Here is a 17,593-nt window from a genome sequence, read left to right as displayed (position 1 = left end):
GGCGTCCGCCCTTCGGACGGGGCCGGGGCGGCGGCAGGAGCGGGGAAATCGCGTCCCAGAGATCGTCGGGCAGAAGCGGGCGTGCCATACCCACCAACGCCTGCCCAAACGATCCGTGCCCGTTCTGTTAGGCGCTCTAAGCTGGCCTCTGCATACCCTTATAGTCCTGTCGCACGCGTGCGTGGCATCGACAGGACTGACTGGGTTCAGCTTGACCGCCCGACCTACGACGCTTGCATTGACAAGCGCGATTACAGGCCAAAGCCTACCCCGCAGCCAGCAGCTCAGCCGGCGGCCGTCGCTTCGACTCAACCTCTTGCTGCCGCTCCGACTAGGCCGACGCTTGTCCCCGTTGCTCAAAGTAGCGGCCGGCAATCCTCATAGCGTGCGGGTCGACGGGCCAACAACCCGCCCAACTGAACCGCTTGTGTGAGTGCCTCCTCGATCATCCGGCAGACACGCATCTTCCTGGGCGCGGAACTGACGCGGCGGATTACATCCGTGATGAGGCGCCGGTAGCTACTGTCCTTGCCCTCTCGCTGTCTGGCAGACGAGACAGGCTAGCTACCAGCTAATTGCGATTGGGGGGCGTCGGGGCCTGCGACCAGACCGCGCCGCTTGTGGCGGTTAGCGGTTGCAATCTGTGCCTCCGCGACGACGCCCCGTGCCATCAGGTCGGTTAGGATCGGTTCTGCCAGCCTCTTACAATCCATCAGAGCCCGGCCGGTCACGCTGCACAGCACTTCCGCCAGCACGTCGCTACTTACCGGCATCCCGGCCGCAGTTGCCCCCTGGCGAGTGCAGTAGAATGCTCGTCCCGCCGTTTGTGCCTCGCGCACCCGGCGGGTGAACTCGGCCTCGATTGCTACGCGCTGTGTCGCATCGATCGTGTTGGTTGCCGCTCCAACTGGCGGCGGTACGAAAGGCACCACGGCCTGGACGCTCTCGCCGAGGGGGTAATCGGGCGGTGCAGCGTTTGGGAGCGTCACGCTGCTGAGCGTGAGCCAGTCCGCGGCGTCGGCCGGCGGGGCAAGATTTACCTTCAGATCCGTCACCCGCAGGTGCCGCCACCGTTCCGATGGTAGGATGCCGAAGGCTGAGGCCTCGCGCTCACTCATCGTCTCGATCGAGGAGGCCGCGCGAGCGAAGTTGACGATGGCGCTCGCGCCGCCAACGGCTTCGGCCGTCCCATCCGAGCCTTTCTTGAAGTGGTGCAGGATGAGCAGAGCAAAGTCATGCTGCACGGCCAGCGCCTTCAACTGCGCCATCAGGCTCGCCACCAAGCCGTTATCATTCAGACCCACCGGAATCAGAGGGCCGAGCGGATCGAGAACCACCACATCAGCTTGGAAGGCGGCGAGCTGTTCCGTGAACGTTTGCAGCCCAGCCGGACTGATGATCGGCACGCCGCGGTCGCTGGCTGTGGTGAGGTTTAGCCGAGCGATGTCCACGCCCATCACTTGGATGCCAGCAAGATCAGCCGGCGTGAGCCCGTGGGCCTGCGCGGCGGCATAGAAGCGCCGGTTCAACTCCTCGGTGCTGTCCTCCGTCGAAATGTAGAGGACGCGCTTGGCCGCGCCGTGGACGTACTCGCCTACTAGCTTCCGACCAACGGACAGCGAACACGCCCACGCCACCGCGACCGCTGATTTGCCCCGACCGCCGGGAGCGGCCAGGATGCTGATCTCGCCGCGCAGCAGCCGATATCCCAGAATCCAACGCCTGTGCGGTGGCGCGGCTGTGAGATCGAGCGGGCGTGGCCTAGGTGCGGGCGAGGTTGTGGCGCCGAACGAGAAGGCGTTTGGAAGTTGAGCCGGCGTCGGTGGCGCTGAAGCCTGAGGGGGCACAGCCGGCACATTCGCATTGTGATTCCGTGGAATTAAACCCTGGACTGCCGGAGTAGGCGGGGCGGCGGATGATAGCGGCAGGGCCGCCGTGCTCGCCCACTGCATGGCGTTGACCTCGCCTGCCGCCGCGAACGTCGAGGCAATGGTGCGCCCGTTCGTGCGGGGCTCGGCGGACATCTGCGCATCCCACTGCGTATCGTTCCCGTTGACGTTCGCTCCCGCTGCGGCGCTTGCCACCGACACTTCATCGAAGGCGTCCTTGATCGCGGTCGCGTGGTTGGGGTTCTCGTGGGCAAAAGCCGTGAACGGGAACAACACTAGATCGCGCCACGCGTCGCGCTCGTTGAGCTTGCCGGCACGGGTGAGCGCCAGGGCGGCGCCGCGCATGTCCGCGATCTGGTTCTCTACGATGCCTGCTGCCAAGTCGCTCTGGCCGATCTGCTTGCTAATGAGCGGCGCCCGTGGGGGGGCAAAATTCTCGGGCAGAGGATCTGAGGCGTGGGTGCGCGGACGTTCCGCGCGCGGCGCGTCGAGGGCCAAACCCAAGCCGGCCGCTAGGGCATCCGCACCGATCCTATTTCGGTGAACGACACGGAACGTAACCGGGCGAGGGGTGCTTTTGACATGTCGCGTTCCCGGCAGTCGCATGATGCGCGCGCGGTCGCATACCGCCGTGTCGGTCCCAAACTGAGCGGCAAGCGCGCTCTGGACCGATCGGAAGCGTTCTGGCGCGAGACTGTCCACTAACCAATAGAAATGCGCGCCCCGTGCCGTAGTGATTTTTGCGTTGGGCAGCGGTCCGTTCTGCAAGGCAGCCTCGACCCGCGAGACCTCATCAGGGCCGTCCGCGTCGATGAACACGCTGCGGACGCCTGTCACAAGCTCGCCGCTCCGGCGCGGCCTGCCCTTCTCGTCGCGTTCGAGAGCATGACGGTTGACGACCACGAACACACCGACGCGATGCTGTTCGGTGTTGAACCGCTCTATCAGTGGCCATGCATCATCGAGTGATCCATAGACATGCGCGGGACAGCCGCGAGGCCAGTCTGTGCCCTGTGGATCAGGTTTCAGGGCGAACAGGAACGGCTCGCCGGGCCCGATCAGATTGAGGAAGGCTTGTGCCTGCTTCCGATTGTGCAGACAAATCGGTTTGGCGCTCTGAGGGGGAGCGGAGTGGGCGTTCACTGCACGCCTCCCTCATGCAGTACGCGTATCAGGTCCGCGGCTACATCGGAGCGGGACGGCATATAGCCATTTATCCTCTGATAGTTCTCAGAGGCGATCTCATAATATTTCTTTGCCTCTTGAACGTCGCTGGATTGCGGTGACGGACCTATCCGCCGAAGTAGGCTTTGTGTTTCGGGGGTATCTAATTGCGTGCCCTTAACAACTTCTTGGGCGAGGGCAATGATGAACCGTGGCCTGTCGATTAATAGCTGCCTCACAAACACTCTGTAGTGATACCAGACGATCAAATCGATAGTATCGCTGCCATCGCTTGCGCCGGGCGCACTTCTGCTGTACGTCTTCATCACACATTCCAAGATCTGAGCGCGTCCTAGCAGACGCGTTGTTTTCGACTAAGCCCGCGTGGTGGTCTAGGCCGCGCGGGCTTTTCGCGTTTTGGTCCTTGGTGTGGATGATGGATTCGCTCGGTGGAGCTGTGGTGCTAAAATAGTTCCGGGGAATTATTGCAGTAAGTCAGGCTGCTTGTGAGTCGGACGGTTCAACTTGAAAGCTTGCGTCCTTCTGGGCACCTTTATCGGATGTGCTGCGTCTACGGCCCGAAAAGCGCCCCTCAATCCAGGCATCCAAGGCTTCGCGAGGGTATGTAACGAAGCGGCCCCACTTCTCGAACTCAGGGCCGCCACCAACGCAGCGCAATTTTCTGAGATGTGATCGGCTCATTGGGTGACCTACACGACTCTTGATATAGTCGCGGGCCTGTTCCTCGTTCATAAAATCAGAAATCATAACGGCCTCCAGAACATTATAATAACATTAAGAAAGCAACAAGTAAACTATGAATATTCATTGAACGTTTTCGGGCTGTTCGAGTGTCTGATGGCCGAAAATTTTCTGCTGCAAATCGCATAAATCTTGAGTGAAGGCTGCCGTCCGAATGGTGCGGTCGGCTTACGCTGATTTGTTCCACGGAATTAAAATGCCCTGATCTCTATGCGGATTTGATCCCGAATAGATCAAGTCAGGGCGTGTATCCGTACGGTCGCCTCTTGAACCTCGCCCGCGCTTTGGCAAAGCATGGCTGCGACGCGCCCCGACACTAGGTCGGCCGCGCCGACAAGTGCGCTGTCCACCTTCGAGACGTAGCGCGCCGTCACAGAGCCCGCGCTGTGCCCGAGAAGCCCGCTGATGGTCGGCAGCGTGCAGCCTAGATCGTCCGCAACGGCCGCAAAACCATGCCGCAGTCCGTGGGGTGTCACACCGTCGAGCGCGCCGCCCGCAAGCGATGTGACGCGATCCCAAGCCTTCGGCAGGCCACCATAAGGCCCCTCCCCTCGCTGGCCTGGAAAGACAAATGGCGAGCCAGCGAGACGTGGCAGCCCTTCGAGAAGCGCCGCCGCGGACGCCCCGAGCGGTCGCACGCTCGCGCCCGTCTTGCTGTCGGCCAGCCGCAGGCACCGCCCGTCGAGGTCCACCCACTCCCACCGCAGGTCCGTGCATTCGGAGCGTCGCAGACCGGTGAGCGCAATGAGCTTGATTGCGGCTACAGCTTGCCAGGGCAGTTGGTCCGCCTGCGCGAGTGCATTCCCGAGTGCGGCGTAGGCCGATGCCGACAGGCGGACTTGGCGGGGTTCGTAGGCAGGCCGGCGCACCCCGCGCGCCGGATTCGCCGCGATTATGCCCTCTGCCACGGCAAAGGACAGGATGCCGCCTAGGAGGCCCATTGTGCGGGCCGCGGTCCCCTTCCCTCCCTCGACAATCGCCCTCCCCCGCAAGCCGGTCTTAACGTCGGTAGCCGTCTTGCCAGCAGTCACGTCACGCACGAACCGGTTAAGGTCGGGCGTCGTCACATCTCGGACCTTCCTGTCGCCGAGCAAAGGCAGGATGTGCCGCTCGATCCGGCCGCGATCGACATACAGAGCCCCGGTCTTCTTGGGGCGTCCGCCTTTGCCAAGCGGCTCCCCCTTCTCACACGCCGCAAGGTATTGCCGGCACAGCTCGGCGACGGTGGGAGCCTCGCGCTCGCTTCGCTTATCTGATGCCGGGTCTTCACCCCTTGCGATGCGACCTAGGATGTCTCTGGCCCGGATGCGCGCCTCTTCGGCGGTTACGGCGCCATAGGAACCGATCGATACCCGCCGCGTCTGGCCGGCGACGGCGTACTTCACGAGGAAAGTCTTCGAGCCCGATGGCTTCACCCGCACGCCGAAGCCCTTCAGCTCGGCATCGAAGAACATGTCATCACGGGTTGTGGGCAGCGCATCCACCACGCGCTTAGTGAGCTTGACGCTTTTGCGCTTGGTCCTGGCCAGTGCGGTCTCGACGGCCTCAGGAGACGGGTCGGTCATGGCGGGCTCTGGGCGCGGGGGACTTCCGGGGGACTTTCCGCCGGGAACTTCAGAGCCTAGATAGGAACTCGAAAGTAACTTGAGAATACCCCGTTCCACATCGATCGTGGGGAAATCGTATAGTGTTCCGCCATCAGACAACCTGCAGGAATCTCAGTCGTCTGCCCTCCGAAGGCAAAGGTCACACGTTCGAATCGTGTCGGGTGCGCCAATTTTCTCAATGACTTGGTGGGGCCTCGCCGTTGTGGCTCGGCAGCTGGTGTCACCGGGGTGGCACCATGGCGGCTCTCTGGCGCTTGTCCTGACGCCCCTTCGCACCTCCCTATCCGCGGCAACGGTGATCGGCATCATGACGCCCGTCAGCTTTGGCCAGGGCGTCGGCACGAACGCCGAGCTTGCTCCGACCGGCACATTGCGGATCGGCCTGATCGAAGCCCCCTCCCCCGGGCTCATCTTCGTCAGTCGCGCCGCCGATGGGAAGCCCGAGGGCGTCACGGCGGATTTGGCTGCCGACCTGGCGCGGACGATCGGGTTGCCGCTCGCCGTCACCCTGTTCCCGAACTCGGGTGCCGCAGCTGCGGCGCTTCAGTCGACAACCATCGACGTGAGCTTCATGCCGGTCGACGCAACCCGGCGGCAGGCGCTCGATTTCGGTCCGGGCTACTACAACCTAGAGAGCACATATCTCGCCAGCGCGGCTTCGGGGATCACCGACGCGACGCAGGTGGACCGGCCGGGCGTCCGCGTGCTGGCGATCGACGGTACGACGACGTTCCGCGCCTCCGCGCGCACGCTGACACACACGCAACCTGTCGCCGTCCCGACCGTGGCCGAGGCGGTGGAGCGGATGCGCGCCGGGCGGGCGGATGCTTTCGCCCTGTCGCGCGATACCCTGCGGCCGGTGGTGCGGCAGGTCCCGGGCTCACGGATCGTCACGGGCGGCTTCCAGCAGACACACGTTGCCGTCGCTGTTCCGAAGGGCCGTTCCGGCGCCCTCGCCGCGGTCACGGCATGGCTGGATGATGCGAAGCGGACCGGCGTCGTCCGGAGGATCTTCGACGTTCATGGGTTCGGCGGCGATGCGGTCGCGCCCTGAGCGGCCCACTGACAATCTCGGGCTGCGCGCGGCACGGCGGAGGTTCTGCGGGGCAGGCCGCGCTGACCGCGGCTGACGCCCCGTGGTAGTGGCGCGGGAGGCGAGGCAGACGCAGGATTGTGAGCATGCCCAGGGGGCGACCGAAGCGCAGACTACCGGACAGCCTGACCCAGCATTTGTCGGATCCCAAGGTCGTCGCTTTCAAGCCACGCACCGCCCATCGTCGTCCCGCAGACCGTTCGTCTGGATCGGCACAGAAGGTCGCCCTCTCGGCGATGACCCTCATCGTCGTCGTCCTGGCCGGCGGCCACCTTATGCACGCGTGGTCGTGTGAAGAGTCACGGGCTGAAGCCGCCCGACGCAAGCCGAGATGAGTTTTTCGTTTCCGGCCGCCGGATCGTTAAAGGTTCGGCGCTAGCCATCGCCCTCCAAGACTGGAGCATGGGCGATGGCCAGGGTCAGCCACCTAATCGTTGATGGCCTCGCGTTCGTTCTGGCTGGCATTGGGCTGGCTGCGGCAGTAATGGGCCAAGCGCCAAAACTGCCTGCCTCGACCATGACGCCCCCGCTAGTGGAAGGAGCTTCGGTCGAGCCTGTCCAAACCGGCTCAATTGCGCCGAAAGGTAAAGGCACGGCCGCGAGCAAGACGGCCGATCAAATTGAGGCCCAGGTCGGGGCTGCAACCCCATCCTCCAAGGGCGCCGGCAGGATCTGGGTTGACCCACCGTACCGCTGGACCTCCAGCGGCCGTGAAGGGGCCGCGATCGATCAGGCGACGGGCTTGCGCATCCCGTAACTATGACCGGCAGCAGTGTTAGATCGCAGACGTCTCCTGAGCTAACGCTTCGGCCAGCAGTTCGAGCAAGTCGGCGGCGAACGACCGCATATTCGTCACGCGGTCAGCCTCGCCGGTCTCGATTGTTGTGACCCGCTCGACCGGGCCGCTGACCGCGATGCAGGTGTGTCCGGCAGCATCACCGTAGCGATTGCCGCTTGGGCCGGCCGCGCCGGTCTCCGCGATGCCCCAGGTGGCGCCATGGCGCTCGCGGGCTGCTCGGGCGAGGAGTAGCGCATACGGCACGGAGGCCGACCGCAGACCGGCCATCTCAGCTTCGCCGATGCCGAGGAGGGCCGACCGCGCGGCCGCCGTGTAGACCACGGCGCCGCCGAGGAAGTATGCGCTGGCGCCAGGAACTGACAGCAGAGCCGCCGAGATTAGGCCGCCGGAGGAGGACTCCGCCACCGCGATGGTTTGACCTTGCTCGGTCAGAACGGCGCCGATCCGTTCGGCCTTCGGCAGCAGGCTGTTCACCAAGAGCCTCCTCCCTATTGCTCGGTCGTCGGCCACGTCGCGACGACATCACCACCGGCACGCAACTCCACCCGGTGGCTGTGCGCATCGTCCCGCGTCTTGCACAGGTCGATTGCCGAAGCGAAGCGGGTCTGAGCGGCAATCTCGGTTTCGACGTCCTCGGAGATTACCTCTTGATTGTCGCGGAAGGTGAGCACCCGAAAGGGCGGACGGCACTTCAGGTCGCTGGCTTCCATTGTCGATCCCTGGCTCAGACCAAGGGCGAACGCGTGTAGGCCAGTGGTGATCCCTGCCACCCATGACCATGCTGCGATCTTGCCTCGTGGATGCGGCGCTGGTGGCGAACCGATGATGACGGCACGGATAAGCGCCCTATCTCGGCCAGCGTTGGTCAACGAGAAGGTGAATGTCTCACTTCCAGGCTTCCCGCCATTCCGATCGCACAAGTGCGCAACTGAAAGCGGAGACCCGCGAGGCTACGTCGATCGAAATTCGGAGCGAGATTGAGGCTGAACGCCAGGAGATCGAGGAACGCACCGAGCGGCTCAAAGCGATGCGGTTGGCACGTGAGAACGCCGAAACCTAAGAGGCTCGCCGGCCAAGGCTCCGTGCGGCACCGCGAGGATCCTAAGGGGGCGAACTGACATCCTCGGCCGGCGTTGCCGCGCTGATGTCGCGTGCCGCGATGTACGATCTGGAAACCTAATGGCCTACACTCTTCAACGCCTTGCCCCGGGCAGTTTCGATCTCATCCTCGACGGCAAGGTCGTAGGCAGCCTCGTCCGCGACGTGTCTAAGGATGGATACGAGGGCGACTGGACGGCCGAGACGCTCACCGAGAGCCCGCCTTACCCAGCCCCATTCATGCAAGAGACGCACAAGTTCGGGACCCTGAAGGCTGCGGCGGATTGGCTCGACGCGGAGGTTCCTGACCTCTGATCCGAATCGCACTCCAGGAGGCTGCGACGTCGTGCGGGTTCAGCATCGCACTAGGCTCGAACCCGCCGGCGTCATCTTCAGCGAGGAGAACGGCGAAGGGCCGGGGGTGTGGCTTAGGAGGTCCGCTCCCAGCACTGATTGAAGACCCAATTTGGTTCAAGCCGGTCTATGGCAGCGTTCGGGGAGCAGGGTACGGCATTCTGCTTGAGGCGGCCGCCGATATGCGCCCGACTTTGGATGCTTTAGAGGCGGAACCACACATTGACTTGAGCAGATTATTCCGCATGCATAGCAGAGGTGAGCGGTCTCCGAAGCGTGCGGCGTTAAATGCTGCGCAAGCGGTACGAGACCAGTTGCGCATTAGTTCACATGATCCGCAAGGGGGCGAAGCTTTTCTCTCAGCATTCAATCTGCAGCCAAACGTCTATGGCCGGGAAGGCATTGTCGAGGCGGAGGAGCCCGTCTTGCACGAATCACTAAGGTTTTCGCAAATCGCTTGCAGTTCGATTTGATCTGGAAGCAGATCGCGGCAAGGGGATTTGATGCAACACGTGCTTGTTACATTGCCTGGGCGCAAAATTCTGATGGAGACCATCTAGTCGCGCGCGCTCGTGAGCCAGATCATCAAGCCGGCCGTATATTTTCTGCCGAAGGACTCGTCCCCATAGACATCATTCGCGCGAGAGCATCCAATAGGCTGCGTTCTCCATTTTGCGGCAAGAGAATCGCTGAAGAGTCGCATGTTTCTGGGGCCGTGGTCGCTTGGCAGGCATCTCACAATGGAATAGCAGTCGTGGGGCAGGATAAGGGTTTCTGGGGTTAAGCTGAGGGTAAGTTCAGCCATGGCCGGCACCCGATCCTTAAGGGCCAAGATCGCTGCCTCTCGACACCGCTACCCCGGTAACTATTCTCTCGCCATGCGCCCAGCTCTCGCCGCCCTCGCTCTCATCGTCGCTGCCGGTGGAGTGCAGGCTCAGCAGCAGCTTCCGACCGTTCCCGAGTTGCTAACCGCCGAGCTGAAGGCATCGCAGGCCTGTGAAGCCGCCGGGGACCCGGCCATGACCCATGAGCAGTGCAGGCTCCACGATCGGCTGAGCGGCCGCCTGGCCCAGGCCGGCTACTGCTGGGGCCGCAAGGGGCAGGCCGACCAGAAGAAGGAATGGCACGCCTGCCAGTCGGACTCGATCTACGAGGACGACATCGAGGCGGTGCAGCGCTAACCGGGTGAGCCGAAGCGCCGATCCGCCTTCGCCATCTGTCGCCTGTGGGCCTGCACGACGTCAGCCCTTTGAAGCGGGACAGGACCATGGCAAGGTGAGGCATGACCTACACCGTCCGCATGGTGTTCCTGAACCAGGGCGAGACGCCCCCGGCCGAACAGTTGGACGCCCCCTTTGCCAGCGTGCGCGAGGCTTGGGACGCGGGAACCGCTCGAGTGTTAGAACTCCAGCTCCGCTCCACTGAGGCAGCCTTTCAGGTGCTCGACGAAAGCGGTCAGATTGTAGAAGTAACCGCCGGACAGATCGATAGCTGAAGCTTGATCTGTCTGTCGCATCTGCGCGCCACCTGATTGGACCCACCCCGTTCTGCTCACGGGGCGGGGGAGCGTCCGATCTCACCAGCGTGTGAGCTGGGCCGACAAGCAACCCGGCTTCGGGTTAGGATGGCGGCCGTCCTTACCTCAACCCTCGCGGCGACGACCTAGGCTTCCGCCCTCGTACAGTATACGGGGCTGCCGACCCGCGTAGCTAACGCCGAGGTCGAATCGTGCGGAGCCCGCTTTGCGCGTGCCCCTGGCTGGGTTGGCTACCTCGAAGTCGATGACTGAGCGCGCTGCACACTTCGACTGGGCCACGTTGCAGACCACACGCAGGGTCCCGGGTCGAATAGCGTACCGGCGCAGCGGCCACTGCCGAATGGCGGCCCGCTTCTCGTTGACGAGCTGCCCCTGCGTGTAGGGACGACCGTAGAACTCCACCGTCGGTCCGTACATGTACGGTACGCCTGCGACTGCGCCGCCGTCGTTGGACGACCAGATCGCCAGGTAGCGCTCGGCGATGGTAGCCGTGCGGCGCTGCATGTCAGCCCCCGATAATGCCAGCGCCTGCGACGAACATAGTGCGAGGCAGGCACACAGCAGCGGGAGGAACGGCCTCGGCATAGACGCGACTCCTGTGCGAATGCGGGAAACCCTTAGAAACGGCCGTCGGGTCCGGAGAGCCAGCGCATCAGACCATCCGAAGCAGCGACGCTCCGACGTGGTCCTGCACGCCGCTGATTTTCGGACGGCCAGTTGGATGCTTCTACGTGAAACTCACGCGAGCTGCCCGGTGGGGGGGCGTCCACACCAAGCCCATCGCGACCCGCTAGTCGCACCGTTCTGTAAGGGCTTGGGGAGCGCAATTGACTGGGCTGAGGTCGTCGGGCGGTCAGTCGAGCCTCGCCGACGGCATTGAGCGAGGGCAGGTTCCGGGACGGGGCGGAATGTGGCTTCGGAGCGGTGCGAGCTATGTTGGCGATCTGAGGGCGGGAACTCCCTCTTTCCTCGCTAAGGGCGCGCTGAGAAGGCTCCTGTGGCTCTGGCCGGATCCTTTCGACGCCCAACGCGGGCAGGGCTTGTTTGTCCCTATCCGCAAGTCTGATCTGGCGACGTTTGCCACCGTCATCCATCGGCTGCATAGGTGTGGACACCGGCAAGGCTTGTGGGATGGGCCCTCTTTTTCCACTGGTGTCGGAGGTGGAGCCCTCCGCAGATGCATCAGTAGGGCCAGGGGTGAACCGAAGCTTCGGAGAGGGTGGTTTCGAAATAGTAGCCTTGGTCGGATCCGACCAGGGCAGTGACCGTCCTTGGGCTTCGGCCTGCAATCGCTCCGTCAGAGAAGGCGCGGAGCCGTGCTGCACTTCCGGGGCGTCTGCTTGGACGTCACCACGGGACATGTACGCGCTCGTGCTGGCTACCCCAGCCACAAAGGCGACGGCGACCGCAGACAGAAACTTTGCCGACGCAGTCATGATCTACCTCGCAGAGACGGCAGGTAGTGTCATGGACCGCACGCGGCAACCATCTAACCAGGACGGACGCTGTCACCGCCGACAAAAAATGAGGCGTGGACTTGAGTTGCAGATCGCTTGCCGAGCGGTTTAACAGCACCGCCATTGCGGATGTAACCGTCGACGGCGACAATGGCGTTCTCCAGCTACGCGCCCTGATAGTGACCGCTCCCGCGTGGCTTTACACCGGAGCTGACCGCGCGTTCCGCAGCGCCCGCGTGGATCAAGCCTGCCTGCTTTTGCCCGCCATAGCGTAGGCTCTGCCGCGGAGGCTCTGCTTCAGGTCGCCGATCAGGTCGTCTGTGTTGCCGGCGCTGCTGTTGACGTTGATCGGCCCGTGCATGTTCCACTCCGGCCGGTTCCACAGTACGTTGCGGAATGCCGGGTTGCGGGGGGGGGTCTCGGGCCAGTGCCTCTCAGACCCGGCGCATCGACTGTATCCGCAGCATCTCGGCTTCTTCCTACCACGCATCCCGCTTGGTCCTCATGGCCTCGACTAGGGCGTGCATGCGGTCCTGCTGCATAGACGGGTGCAGTTCAGCGAACGACGACTTTGCGGCGATGAGCGGCGTCATGGTGAGCGCTGCGGTGGTGGAGCCGGGGTGCGCGGCTCTCAGAGGAGCCCGATATCGGAACTGCTTCGGCTACCGGCCGGGTCGGACCGCTTAGGAGCGCACCGAATAAGCCCCCAGGTCTGTATCCTTCAGCGGCCACGATCCTAGTCGCCTTTTCGATGCTCATATCGCATGCGCTCGTCATACCTTGGAGGGCGCCGAGGGCCCGCTCGTATTCGGGGAGATTGGTGCAGCCTGGTGAGGTCCAAGCCCAAGCCGGAGCGGATGCAACCAACCCGGCGATAAGGGCGATACCCGCTAAGCCTTTCCTGAACCTCACAGCCATCCCTCCTCAATGCCACTCGACCTATAACAGTAGCCAGAGATCCAACGATCCTGGCTGTGCCACGCGGCCCATTCGCCTCAAGCAGGCCCGAGCGATGCTCGACCCAGGAAAGTTCTGCGGGGCGCTACGGAATACCGGGGTGCGGGAGGTCGAGGGCTGGCGCTTCTTAGGCCCTGCGCGCCGACTGTGCCCGCAGCATCTCGGCCTCCTCCCGCCACGCATCCCGCTCGTCCCGCACTGCCTCAATGCGGGCATGTAGGTGACCGGCGTCGATGGCTGTCTCCATCAGCATGTCTTGGGCGGTGGCGAGCTGCTGGCGCAATTCGGCGTTCTCGGTCGCCAGGGCGAGGAGAAGCGCAGCCAGGTCATTGCTCATCCAGGCTCCTCGTCGCCGCAAGGCAGCGCGTCTAGCTGGGCTCAAGCTTGGCCGCAATCGCGTCCGATCATCGCGACTGCGTCGGCGAGGCCGCACCGAGGCCCGCCGTCTCAAGACGACCCCGGTGCGGCTCTTCCGTCGCGCGGCCGGAGCCGATCGCTGCAGGCATGGTGGCGTCTAGTGTTAACGGATCCTGTCGATCGGCGCGGCTGCTAAGCGGCACCCTGTCGGCGACATGGCATCTCGCCGGCTGCAATTAACGCACCTGCAATCGCCACCATCCGCCGCCCTTGATGACGCGCAGCGTCCAAATCCTCGGGCCGTGGTGGCTGGTTCTCTTTGCCGACGATCGCGGACGCGCCGTAGGGTGAGCCCGCCTCCAACATCGCCTCGTCGGTGTAGCCGGTCGGCAGGATCACCATGCCCAGGTGCGCCATTGGTGCGTACAGCGACAGTGTGACGACTTCGGATCCGCCATGCGGCCAAGACGCCGTCGCGAAGGCACCTCCAACCTTGCCAGCCAGGGCGCCCCGCTTCCACTGGGGGCCGAGCAGATCGAGAAAGTTCTTCAACTCCGTCGCCATTGCCCCAAAGTAGCTCGGCGTGCCGAACAGGATCGCGTCAGCCCATTCGGCATCTTCGTGGGTGGGAGCCTGGTAGAGGTCGTTCTGGCGAGCCGCACTCTCAGTCCAGCCTTCGACCTTCGCCATGGCGGCGGCATCAGCCACTTCTCGTGGTCGACGCACGCGCACTTCCGCGCCAGCGCCCCGCGCAGCTTCGGCTGCAGCGACTGCGAGCGCTTCAGCAGCACCGCTGCGTGAGTAGTAGACGATCAGCAGGCGGGTTGGGTCAGATGTCCGGTTGGCCACAGCGCCCTCCTACGGATTGGCGCTACGAGCTGCCGGCTGCGGATAGGATGGATTTCCGCCGGGTACAGCAGTGCTGTTGGAGGGCGACGTCGCGCTGCCCTTCCCGTCCTCGGTTCCGGTGATCTGCTTGCGCGATGCGCTCTGGCTCTGGCTCGCGTAATCGGGCGGGGAGCTTCCACCCTGCCAAATCATGAGCCCAGCCAGCGCTGCCAGCATCAAACTCACGCTGACGATCAGGACGTAGAGGGCCGGTCGGCCGCGCTTGCCTTGCCGACCATCTTGCCCAGAAAGTTGTTCTGCCACCGTTGAACCTCGTTCGCTCCATGATGCGAGCGCGTATAAGCAACGGGTCGCCGATAGGAGAGGTCCGGCCCTGTGGCGCTATGGCCTCGGGCTTGATTGCGACGCCGCCAAGACCCTGGACAGCGTCGCAACCGCGAGGCGTGACGAGCCTACTTGCCGCTGGGGGCAGCTCCGCTTCCGGTGGCACCATTGCCCGACCCGCTACCGGCGGGTGCGCCGGGCGTGCTGACGGGCGGACCGCCGCTGGTACCAGGCCCCGTGCCCGTGCTCATCGTACCCGTGCCCATCGAGCTACTCCCACCCTCCATCCGCTTCTCGGAGTTGCTCTTCACGCTGCCCGGGTTGTTCATGTTGCCTTCGGCGCTGCCACCGCCGGCTGGGGTCTGCGCGAGAGCCGCGTCTGCAACCGCGAACGATAGCACTGCGGCAAGCGCGAGGGTCTTCATCATGGCGTTTCCTCCAGACGGATCGGTTCGACCAGTTCAAATCTGAACGTCAGCCTGGCAGCTACCGTTCAGGCACTTGTCATGGCTGTGATTACAAATCGCGCTCGCGACGCAGCCGGAATGCCAGGATCAGCGCTCCAGGCCAGAACACGAGGCTGAGGAGGGCTATCGGGACGATGGGGCGCCCTTTCCACCAGACGACGATGACCGGCAGGAACAGAACCACGATCGCGATGGCGAGGAAGGCCGAGAACCCAAGGTCGGACAAGTCCATGTCAAGGGCCTGGATCTCGCAGCTGTTCCGCCGCATGCGGCAAAGGCTGCATTCTAATATGCATTCGCAGACAGTCGAATTGAGCAGCGTTCAAAAACGGACTGGCGGGGCTTGCGTTTTCCTCTCTCCAAGACAGGAGGGATGATGCTGAGCGACGCGCAATGGTCTGAGCTGGAGCCGCCGGTCGAGGCGTGCCGTCCGAAGGCCAGGACGCCACCGCAGGACCTGCAACGCACGCTCTCGGCCATTCTCTGGCGGCATCAGAACGGGGCGAAATGGCGGGCCATTCCGGAGGATCTGGGTCCTTGGTGGCGGGCCGCACGGATCTTCATCCGCTGGTCCCGTGCTGGCCGTCTGGGAACGGCTCCTCAGCCTCGTGCACGAGCGTGGGCTCCAGCGCGGGATGGTGTTCCTCGACGGCACGACCATACGCGCGCACCAGAAGGCGGCTGGTGCCGCCAAAAGGGGGGATCTGGGGCCGAGCGAGACACTCGTGAGGCTCTTGGCCGCTCGCGTGGCGGCTATGGCACCAAGGCTTGCGTGATCGCCGACGGGCAGGGCCGCGCCATCGCCTTCCAGCTGGCACCGGGGCAGGCGCACGAACTGCCCGATGCGGTTCCGCTGCTCGACCCGCTGCCCGGCGTGCCCAAGTGGGTCGTCGGAGACCGCGGCTACACCAGTCACGCCTTCCGTGAGCACATCTGGGACAGGGATGCGCGCCCCGCGATCCCGCCTCGGCGCCACGAGGCCCCCGTCGCCTGCCCGGACTGGATCTACGACAACCGCAATCAGGTCGAGCGCCTCTGGGCGCGGCTCAAGGAATGGCGTGCCATCGCAACCCGCTACGAGAAAACCGCCGCCAGCTTCATGGGCGTCCTTGCCCTCGCCGCAGCCCTCGACGGGCTCAAGCGATGACACGACCTAACCGCGGGCCTAGAATTCATCTTTGAGAACGCCGGCGGTGCCGGGATCCGGTTCCGAGAGCGGAAGGGGTAAGGCACGGGGATCGTGGATCTGAGCGATGCTGCGGTACAGGCTTCGCATTCTCGCCCTTCCTAAGGAGGCAGATTTGGACGCGGCTTACATCTCGGCGATGTTCGGCCTGGGTGGGGCCACCATAGGTGCCCTGGCGTCGTTCATGACGACATGGATGACGCACCGGAGCCAGTTCCAAGATAAAATTCGCGAGGCCGAACGGGCGAGGCGCATTGAACTGTTCAACGAGTTCATCACCGAGGCCGTTCGCCTCTACGGCGATGCGCTCAGCCATGAGCGAGACGATGTCGGCGACTTGGTCTTGCTCTACGCTCTGTTGGCAAAGATGCAGCTCACTGCCTCGCAGGCCACCGTCGATGCAGCAGGGTCTGTCATTGACCGTGTGATCGACACTTACCTTGGACCCAATCAGAGCCTGCACGAAATCCGTGAGCTTGCGCGCGAGGGGAAGCTCAACTTCCTGACTGAGTTCGGGACGGCTTGTCGGGCCGATCTACAGGCGTCTCTCAACGAGATCAGGTAGCCTACCCCGTGGCGACGGATGACGACGCTTGCTCCTCGCCGCTGAGCGTGCCGATCAACCGCCAGAGCTCCTGATGCTCAGGTCCGTTGCGGCCAGAGGCGAGGAATGCCGCGAGACTGATATCCGTCACGTGCCCGCCCGAGGCGACGTTGCCGGTATGCCGGACGAAGCTGCGTCCGGTCGTGGGATCAAACAGCAGGTGCCAGTGGTCGCCGTTCGGGCTGGCGTAAATCAGGCGATTTGGTTCGGAAGGGTTCATGGTCGGCCTCCGGTTGAACGATCGGAGCCTAGTGCATCGATCCAGACGGAGGCGTCAGCCGAGTCTGGAAAAATTGATGCAAAACCAAAGAACTAGTGCTCACTCGCATGAACGAAGTGAATGCGTCAGAGCACTAGCCCACACCCATTGGAGGCCGGGGTCCGGAGTCGAACCGGACGTGCGGAGCTTTGCAGGCTCCTGGCTGGACACTCACCCACCTGGCCATCCTCTTTGAATCACTCGGCAGGAAGCAGGTCCAGGCTAAACGACAAAGGATCCTCAGATTGTTGTCGATAACCTTAGCGTTTTCCTACCTATCGTAGCCGCCGACCTTGAGTGCATTCCCGAGAACGGGGGCGGTGCGGGATCTGGTTCGGGGAACGGAAGGGAACGAGCGAATAATCGCCCCTCACTTTAAACGGTCCCTGTTCTGGTTCTAGCGGGCTCCTCGAGCGCCCGCGTCAACTCATCCGCTTGAACAATGTCGGCTTGGCGCGACCTGCCTGGGCATTCGGACCGGTAGGATCGGATCCACAACCCCAAGGATTAAAGCGTGAGCAACGTAAAGCAGGCGATGGACACCTACTTGAACGGATTGCGTAACCAGCATGCGGTCGAGACCCAGGCTATCGGCACAATTCAGAACGAACTGCCGCGGATGAAGGCCTACCCAGACCTGCATTCAAAGATGGAGACGAACCATGAGCGTTCGTTCACGCAAGCTGCCCGCCCCGATAACCTTCTTGAGAAGCACGGATCTAAGAAGTCGCTGCTAAAGGAGGCGGTTACGGGCGCGGTCCCGACATTGGCAGGCTCCGCTCATGCGGGCCCAGGCGAGGAGTTCGTAAAAACGGCCCTGGCTCAAACCG

Annotated in this window: 20 protein-coding genes, 1 tRNA gene and 1 pseudogene; 8 read left to right on the top strand and 14 right to left on the bottom strand. The window is 63.5% G+C overall.

Annotated features, from left to right (window positions below; translation table 11 throughout):
• The 5 genes and pseudogenes from MKK63_RS04145 to MKK63_RS04125 all read right to left on the bottom strand — a co-directional run.
• Positions 1-88: pseudogene (locus tag MKK63_RS04145) on the bottom strand (IS5/IS1182 family transposase); the annotation flags it as partial.
• A 472-nt stretch (positions 89-560) separates the two neighbouring features.
• Positions 561-3,032, bottom strand: a complete 2,472-nt coding sequence (locus MKK63_RS31920) for an AAA family ATPase (RefSeq protein ID WP_243998963.1) — start codon at positions 3,030-3,032, stop codon at positions 561-563.
• Positions 3,029-3,379, bottom strand: coding sequence for a hypothetical protein (locus MKK63_RS04135; protein ID WP_243998961.1), 351 nt, complete (start codon positions 3,377-3,379; stop codon positions 3,029-3,031). Before MKK63_RS04135 ends, MKK63_RS31920 begins: the two co-directional genes overlap by 4 nt.
• A 169-nt stretch (positions 3,380-3,548) precedes the next feature.
• Complete coding sequence (locus MKK63_RS04130; protein ID WP_243998959.1) at positions 3,549-3,821, bottom strand: hypothetical protein; 273 nt, start codon at positions 3,819-3,821, stop codon at positions 3,549-3,551.
• Between the two features lie 227 nt (positions 3,822-4,048).
• Positions 4,049-5,380 carry a tyrosine-type recombinase/integrase gene (locus MKK63_RS04125; RefSeq protein WP_243998957.1) on the bottom strand — a complete coding sequence of 444 codons (1,332 nt, stop codon included), beginning with the start codon at positions 5,378-5,380 and terminating at the stop codon, positions 4,049-4,051.
• A gap of 349 nt (positions 5,381-5,729) precedes the next feature.
• Between MKK63_RS04125 and MKK63_RS04120 the strand changes: the two genes are divergently transcribed.
• Positions 5,730-6,476: a transporter substrate-binding domain-containing protein gene (locus MKK63_RS04120; RefSeq protein WP_243998955.1), complete on the top strand. Its 747-nt coding sequence runs from the start codon at positions 5,730-5,732 to the stop codon at positions 6,474-6,476.
• 814 nt (positions 6,477-7,290) lie between these two features.
• Here MKK63_RS04120 and MKK63_RS04115 read toward each other — a convergent pair.
• Positions 7,291-7,788 carry a CinA family protein gene (locus MKK63_RS04115; RefSeq protein ID WP_243998953.1) on the bottom strand — a complete coding sequence of 166 codons (498 nt, stop codon included), beginning with the start codon at positions 7,786-7,788 and terminating at the stop codon, positions 7,291-7,293.
• A 14-nt stretch (positions 7,789-7,802) separates the two neighbouring features.
• Positions 7,803-8,024, bottom strand: a complete 222-nt coding sequence (locus MKK63_RS04110; protein WP_243998951.1) for a hypothetical protein — start codon at positions 8,022-8,024, stop codon at positions 7,803-7,805.
• Between the two features lie 170 nt (positions 8,025-8,194).
• On the opposite strand from MKK63_RS04110, the gene MKK63_RS04105 reads away from it, so the two are divergent.
• From MKK63_RS04105 to MKK63_RS04090, 4 genes are all read left to right on the top strand, one after another.
• The gene (locus tag MKK63_RS04105) at positions 8,195-8,374 is read left to right on the top strand and encodes a hypothetical protein (protein ID WP_243998949.1); all 180 of its coding nucleotides are present in this window, start codon (positions 8,195-8,197) and stop codon (positions 8,372-8,374) included.
• 119 nt (positions 8,375-8,493) lie between these two features.
• Positions 8,494-8,727 (top strand): hypothetical protein, encoded by a 234-nt coding sequence (locus MKK63_RS04100; RefSeq protein ID WP_243998947.1) that lies wholly within the window; start codon positions 8,494-8,496, stop codon positions 8,725-8,727.
• 917 nt (positions 8,728-9,644) lie between these two features.
• Positions 9,645-9,947: a hypothetical protein gene (locus tag MKK63_RS04095; protein WP_243998945.1), complete on the top strand. Its 303-nt coding sequence runs from the start codon at positions 9,645-9,647 to the stop codon at positions 9,945-9,947.
• Between the two features lie 101 nt (positions 9,948-10,048).
• Complete coding sequence (locus tag MKK63_RS04090) at positions 10,049-10,261, top strand: hypothetical protein (protein WP_243998943.1); 213 nt, start codon at positions 10,049-10,051, stop codon at positions 10,259-10,261.
• 2,583 nt (positions 10,262-12,844) lie between these two features.
• Here MKK63_RS04090 and MKK63_RS04085 read toward each other — a convergent pair.
• The 5 genes from MKK63_RS04085 to MKK63_RS04065 all read right to left on the bottom strand — a co-directional run bounded on the left by MKK63_RS04085 (position 12,845) and on the right by MKK63_RS04065 (position 14,946).
• Positions 12,845-13,054 carry a hypothetical protein gene (locus MKK63_RS04085; protein ID WP_243998941.1) on the bottom strand — a complete coding sequence of 70 codons (210 nt, stop codon included), beginning with the start codon at positions 13,052-13,054 and terminating at the stop codon, positions 12,845-12,847.
• Positions 13,055-13,266: 212 nt separating this feature from the next.
• Entirely contained in the window at positions 13,267-13,923 is a 657-nt protein-coding gene (gene wrbA / locus MKK63_RS04080) for an NAD(P)H:quinone oxidoreductase (protein WP_243998939.1), read from the bottom strand.
• Positions 13,924-13,932: 9 nt separating this feature from the next.
• The gene (locus MKK63_RS04075) at positions 13,933-14,226 is read right to left on the bottom strand and encodes a hypothetical protein (RefSeq protein WP_243998937.1); all 294 of its coding nucleotides are present in this window, start codon (positions 14,224-14,226) and stop codon (positions 13,933-13,935) included.
• Between the two features lie 149 nt (positions 14,227-14,375).
• Entirely contained in the window at positions 14,376-14,675 is a 300-nt protein-coding gene (locus tag MKK63_RS04070; RefSeq protein WP_243998935.1) for a hypothetical protein, read from the bottom strand.
• An 88-nt stretch (positions 14,676-14,763) separates the two neighbouring features.
• The gene (locus MKK63_RS04065) at positions 14,764-14,946 is read right to left on the bottom strand and encodes a hypothetical protein (protein WP_243998933.1); all 183 of its coding nucleotides are present in this window, start codon (positions 14,944-14,946) and stop codon (positions 14,764-14,766) included.
• A gap of 141 nt (positions 14,947-15,087) precedes the next feature.
• On the opposite strand from MKK63_RS04065, the gene MKK63_RS04060 reads away from it, so the two are divergent.
• Together MKK63_RS04060 and MKK63_RS04055 are read left to right on the top strand one after the other, a co-directional pair.
• The gene (locus tag MKK63_RS04060) at positions 15,088-15,861 is read left to right on the top strand and encodes an IS5 family transposase (protein ID WP_313901748.1); all 774 of its coding nucleotides are present in this window, start codon (positions 15,088-15,090) and stop codon (positions 15,859-15,861) included.
• 106 nt (positions 15,862-15,967) lie between these two features.
• Positions 15,968-16,465, top strand: coding sequence for a hypothetical protein (locus MKK63_RS04055; protein WP_243998931.1), 498 nt, complete (start codon positions 15,968-15,970; stop codon positions 16,463-16,465).
• Between the two features lies 1 nt (position 16,466).
• Here the strand turns inward: MKK63_RS04055 and MKK63_RS04050 are convergent, their stop codons facing one another.
• Positions 16,467-16,724: a hypothetical protein gene (locus MKK63_RS04050; protein ID WP_243998929.1), complete on the bottom strand. Its 258-nt coding sequence runs from the start codon at positions 16,722-16,724 to the stop codon at positions 16,467-16,469.
• Positions 16,725-16,872: 148 nt separating this feature from the next.
• A tRNA-Cys gene (locus MKK63_RS04045) sits at positions 16,873-16,948 on the bottom strand.
• Between the two features lie 329 nt (positions 16,949-17,277).
• Here MKK63_RS04045 and MKK63_RS04040 point away from each other — a divergent pair.
• Positions 17,278-17,593 (top strand): DUF892 family protein (locus tag MKK63_RS04040; RefSeq protein ID WP_243998927.1); only part of this gene is annotated, 316 nt, incomplete at its 3' end.

This window comes from Methylobacterium sp. J-088 (genome assembly GCF_022829295.1).
Taxonomy (GTDB): domain Bacteria; phylum Pseudomonadota; class Alphaproteobacteria; order Rhizobiales; family Beijerinckiaceae; genus Methylobacterium.
The sequence above is the reverse complement of the archived record's forward strand: the minus strand, read 5'-3'. Positions and strand labels throughout refer to the sequence as shown.

Bases quoted from the DNA above. Each gene is read 5' to 3' on its own strand.
- MKK63_RS04125 (WP_243998957.1), bottom strand. From the start codon at position 5,380: ATGACCGACCCGTCTCCTGAGGCCGTCGAGACCGCACTGGCCAGGACC.
- MKK63_RS04095 (WP_243998945.1), top strand. From the start codon at position 9,645: ATGCGCCCAGCTCTCGCCGCCCTCGCTCTCATCGTCGCTGCCGGTGGA.
- MKK63_RS04060 (WP_313901748.1), top strand. From the start codon at position 15,088: ATGATGCTGAGCGACGCGCAATGGTCTGAGCTGGAGCCGCCGGTCGAG.
- MKK63_RS04055 (WP_243998931.1), top strand. From the start codon at position 15,968: ATGCTGCGGTACAGGCTTCGCATTCTCGCCCTTCCTAAGGAGGCAGAT.
- MKK63_RS04110 (WP_243998951.1), bottom strand. From the start codon at position 8,024: ATGGAAGCCAGCGACCTGAAGTGCCGTCCGCCCTTTCGGGTGCTCACC.
- MKK63_RS04070 (WP_243998935.1), bottom strand. From the start codon at position 14,675: ATGATGAAGACCCTCGCGCTTGCCGCAGTGCTATCGTTCGCGGTTGCA.
- MKK63_RS04050 (WP_243998929.1), bottom strand. From the start codon at position 16,724: ATGAACCCTTCCGAACCAAATCGCCTGATTTACGCCAGCCCGAACGGC.
- MKK63_RS04065 (WP_243998933.1), bottom strand. From the start codon at position 14,946: ATGGACTTGTCCGACCTTGGGTTCTCGGCCTTCCTCGCCATCGCGATC.
- MKK63_RS04100 (WP_243998947.1), top strand. From the start codon at position 8,494: ATGGCCTACACTCTTCAACGCCTTGCCCCGGGCAGTTTCGATCTCATC.
- MKK63_RS04090 (WP_243998943.1), top strand. From the start codon at position 10,049: ATGACCTACACCGTCCGCATGGTGTTCCTGAACCAGGGCGAGACGCCC.
- MKK63_RS04130 (WP_243998959.1), bottom strand. From the start codon at position 3,821: ATGATTTCTGATTTTATGAACGAGGAACAGGCCCGCGACTATATCAAG.
- MKK63_RS04085 (WP_243998941.1), bottom strand. From the start codon at position 13,054: ATGAGCAATGACCTGGCTGCGCTTCTCCTCGCCCTGGCGACCGAGAAC.
- MKK63_RS04105 (WP_243998949.1), top strand. From the start codon at position 8,195: ATGTCTCACTTCCAGGCTTCCCGCCATTCCGATCGCACAAGTGCGCAA.
- MKK63_RS04120 (WP_243998955.1), top strand. From the start codon at position 5,730: ATGACGCCCGTCAGCTTTGGCCAGGGCGTCGGCACGAACGCCGAGCTT.
- MKK63_RS04135 (WP_243998961.1), bottom strand. From the start codon at position 3,379: ATGAAGACGTACAGCAGAAGTGCGCCCGGCGCAAGCGATGGCAGCGAT.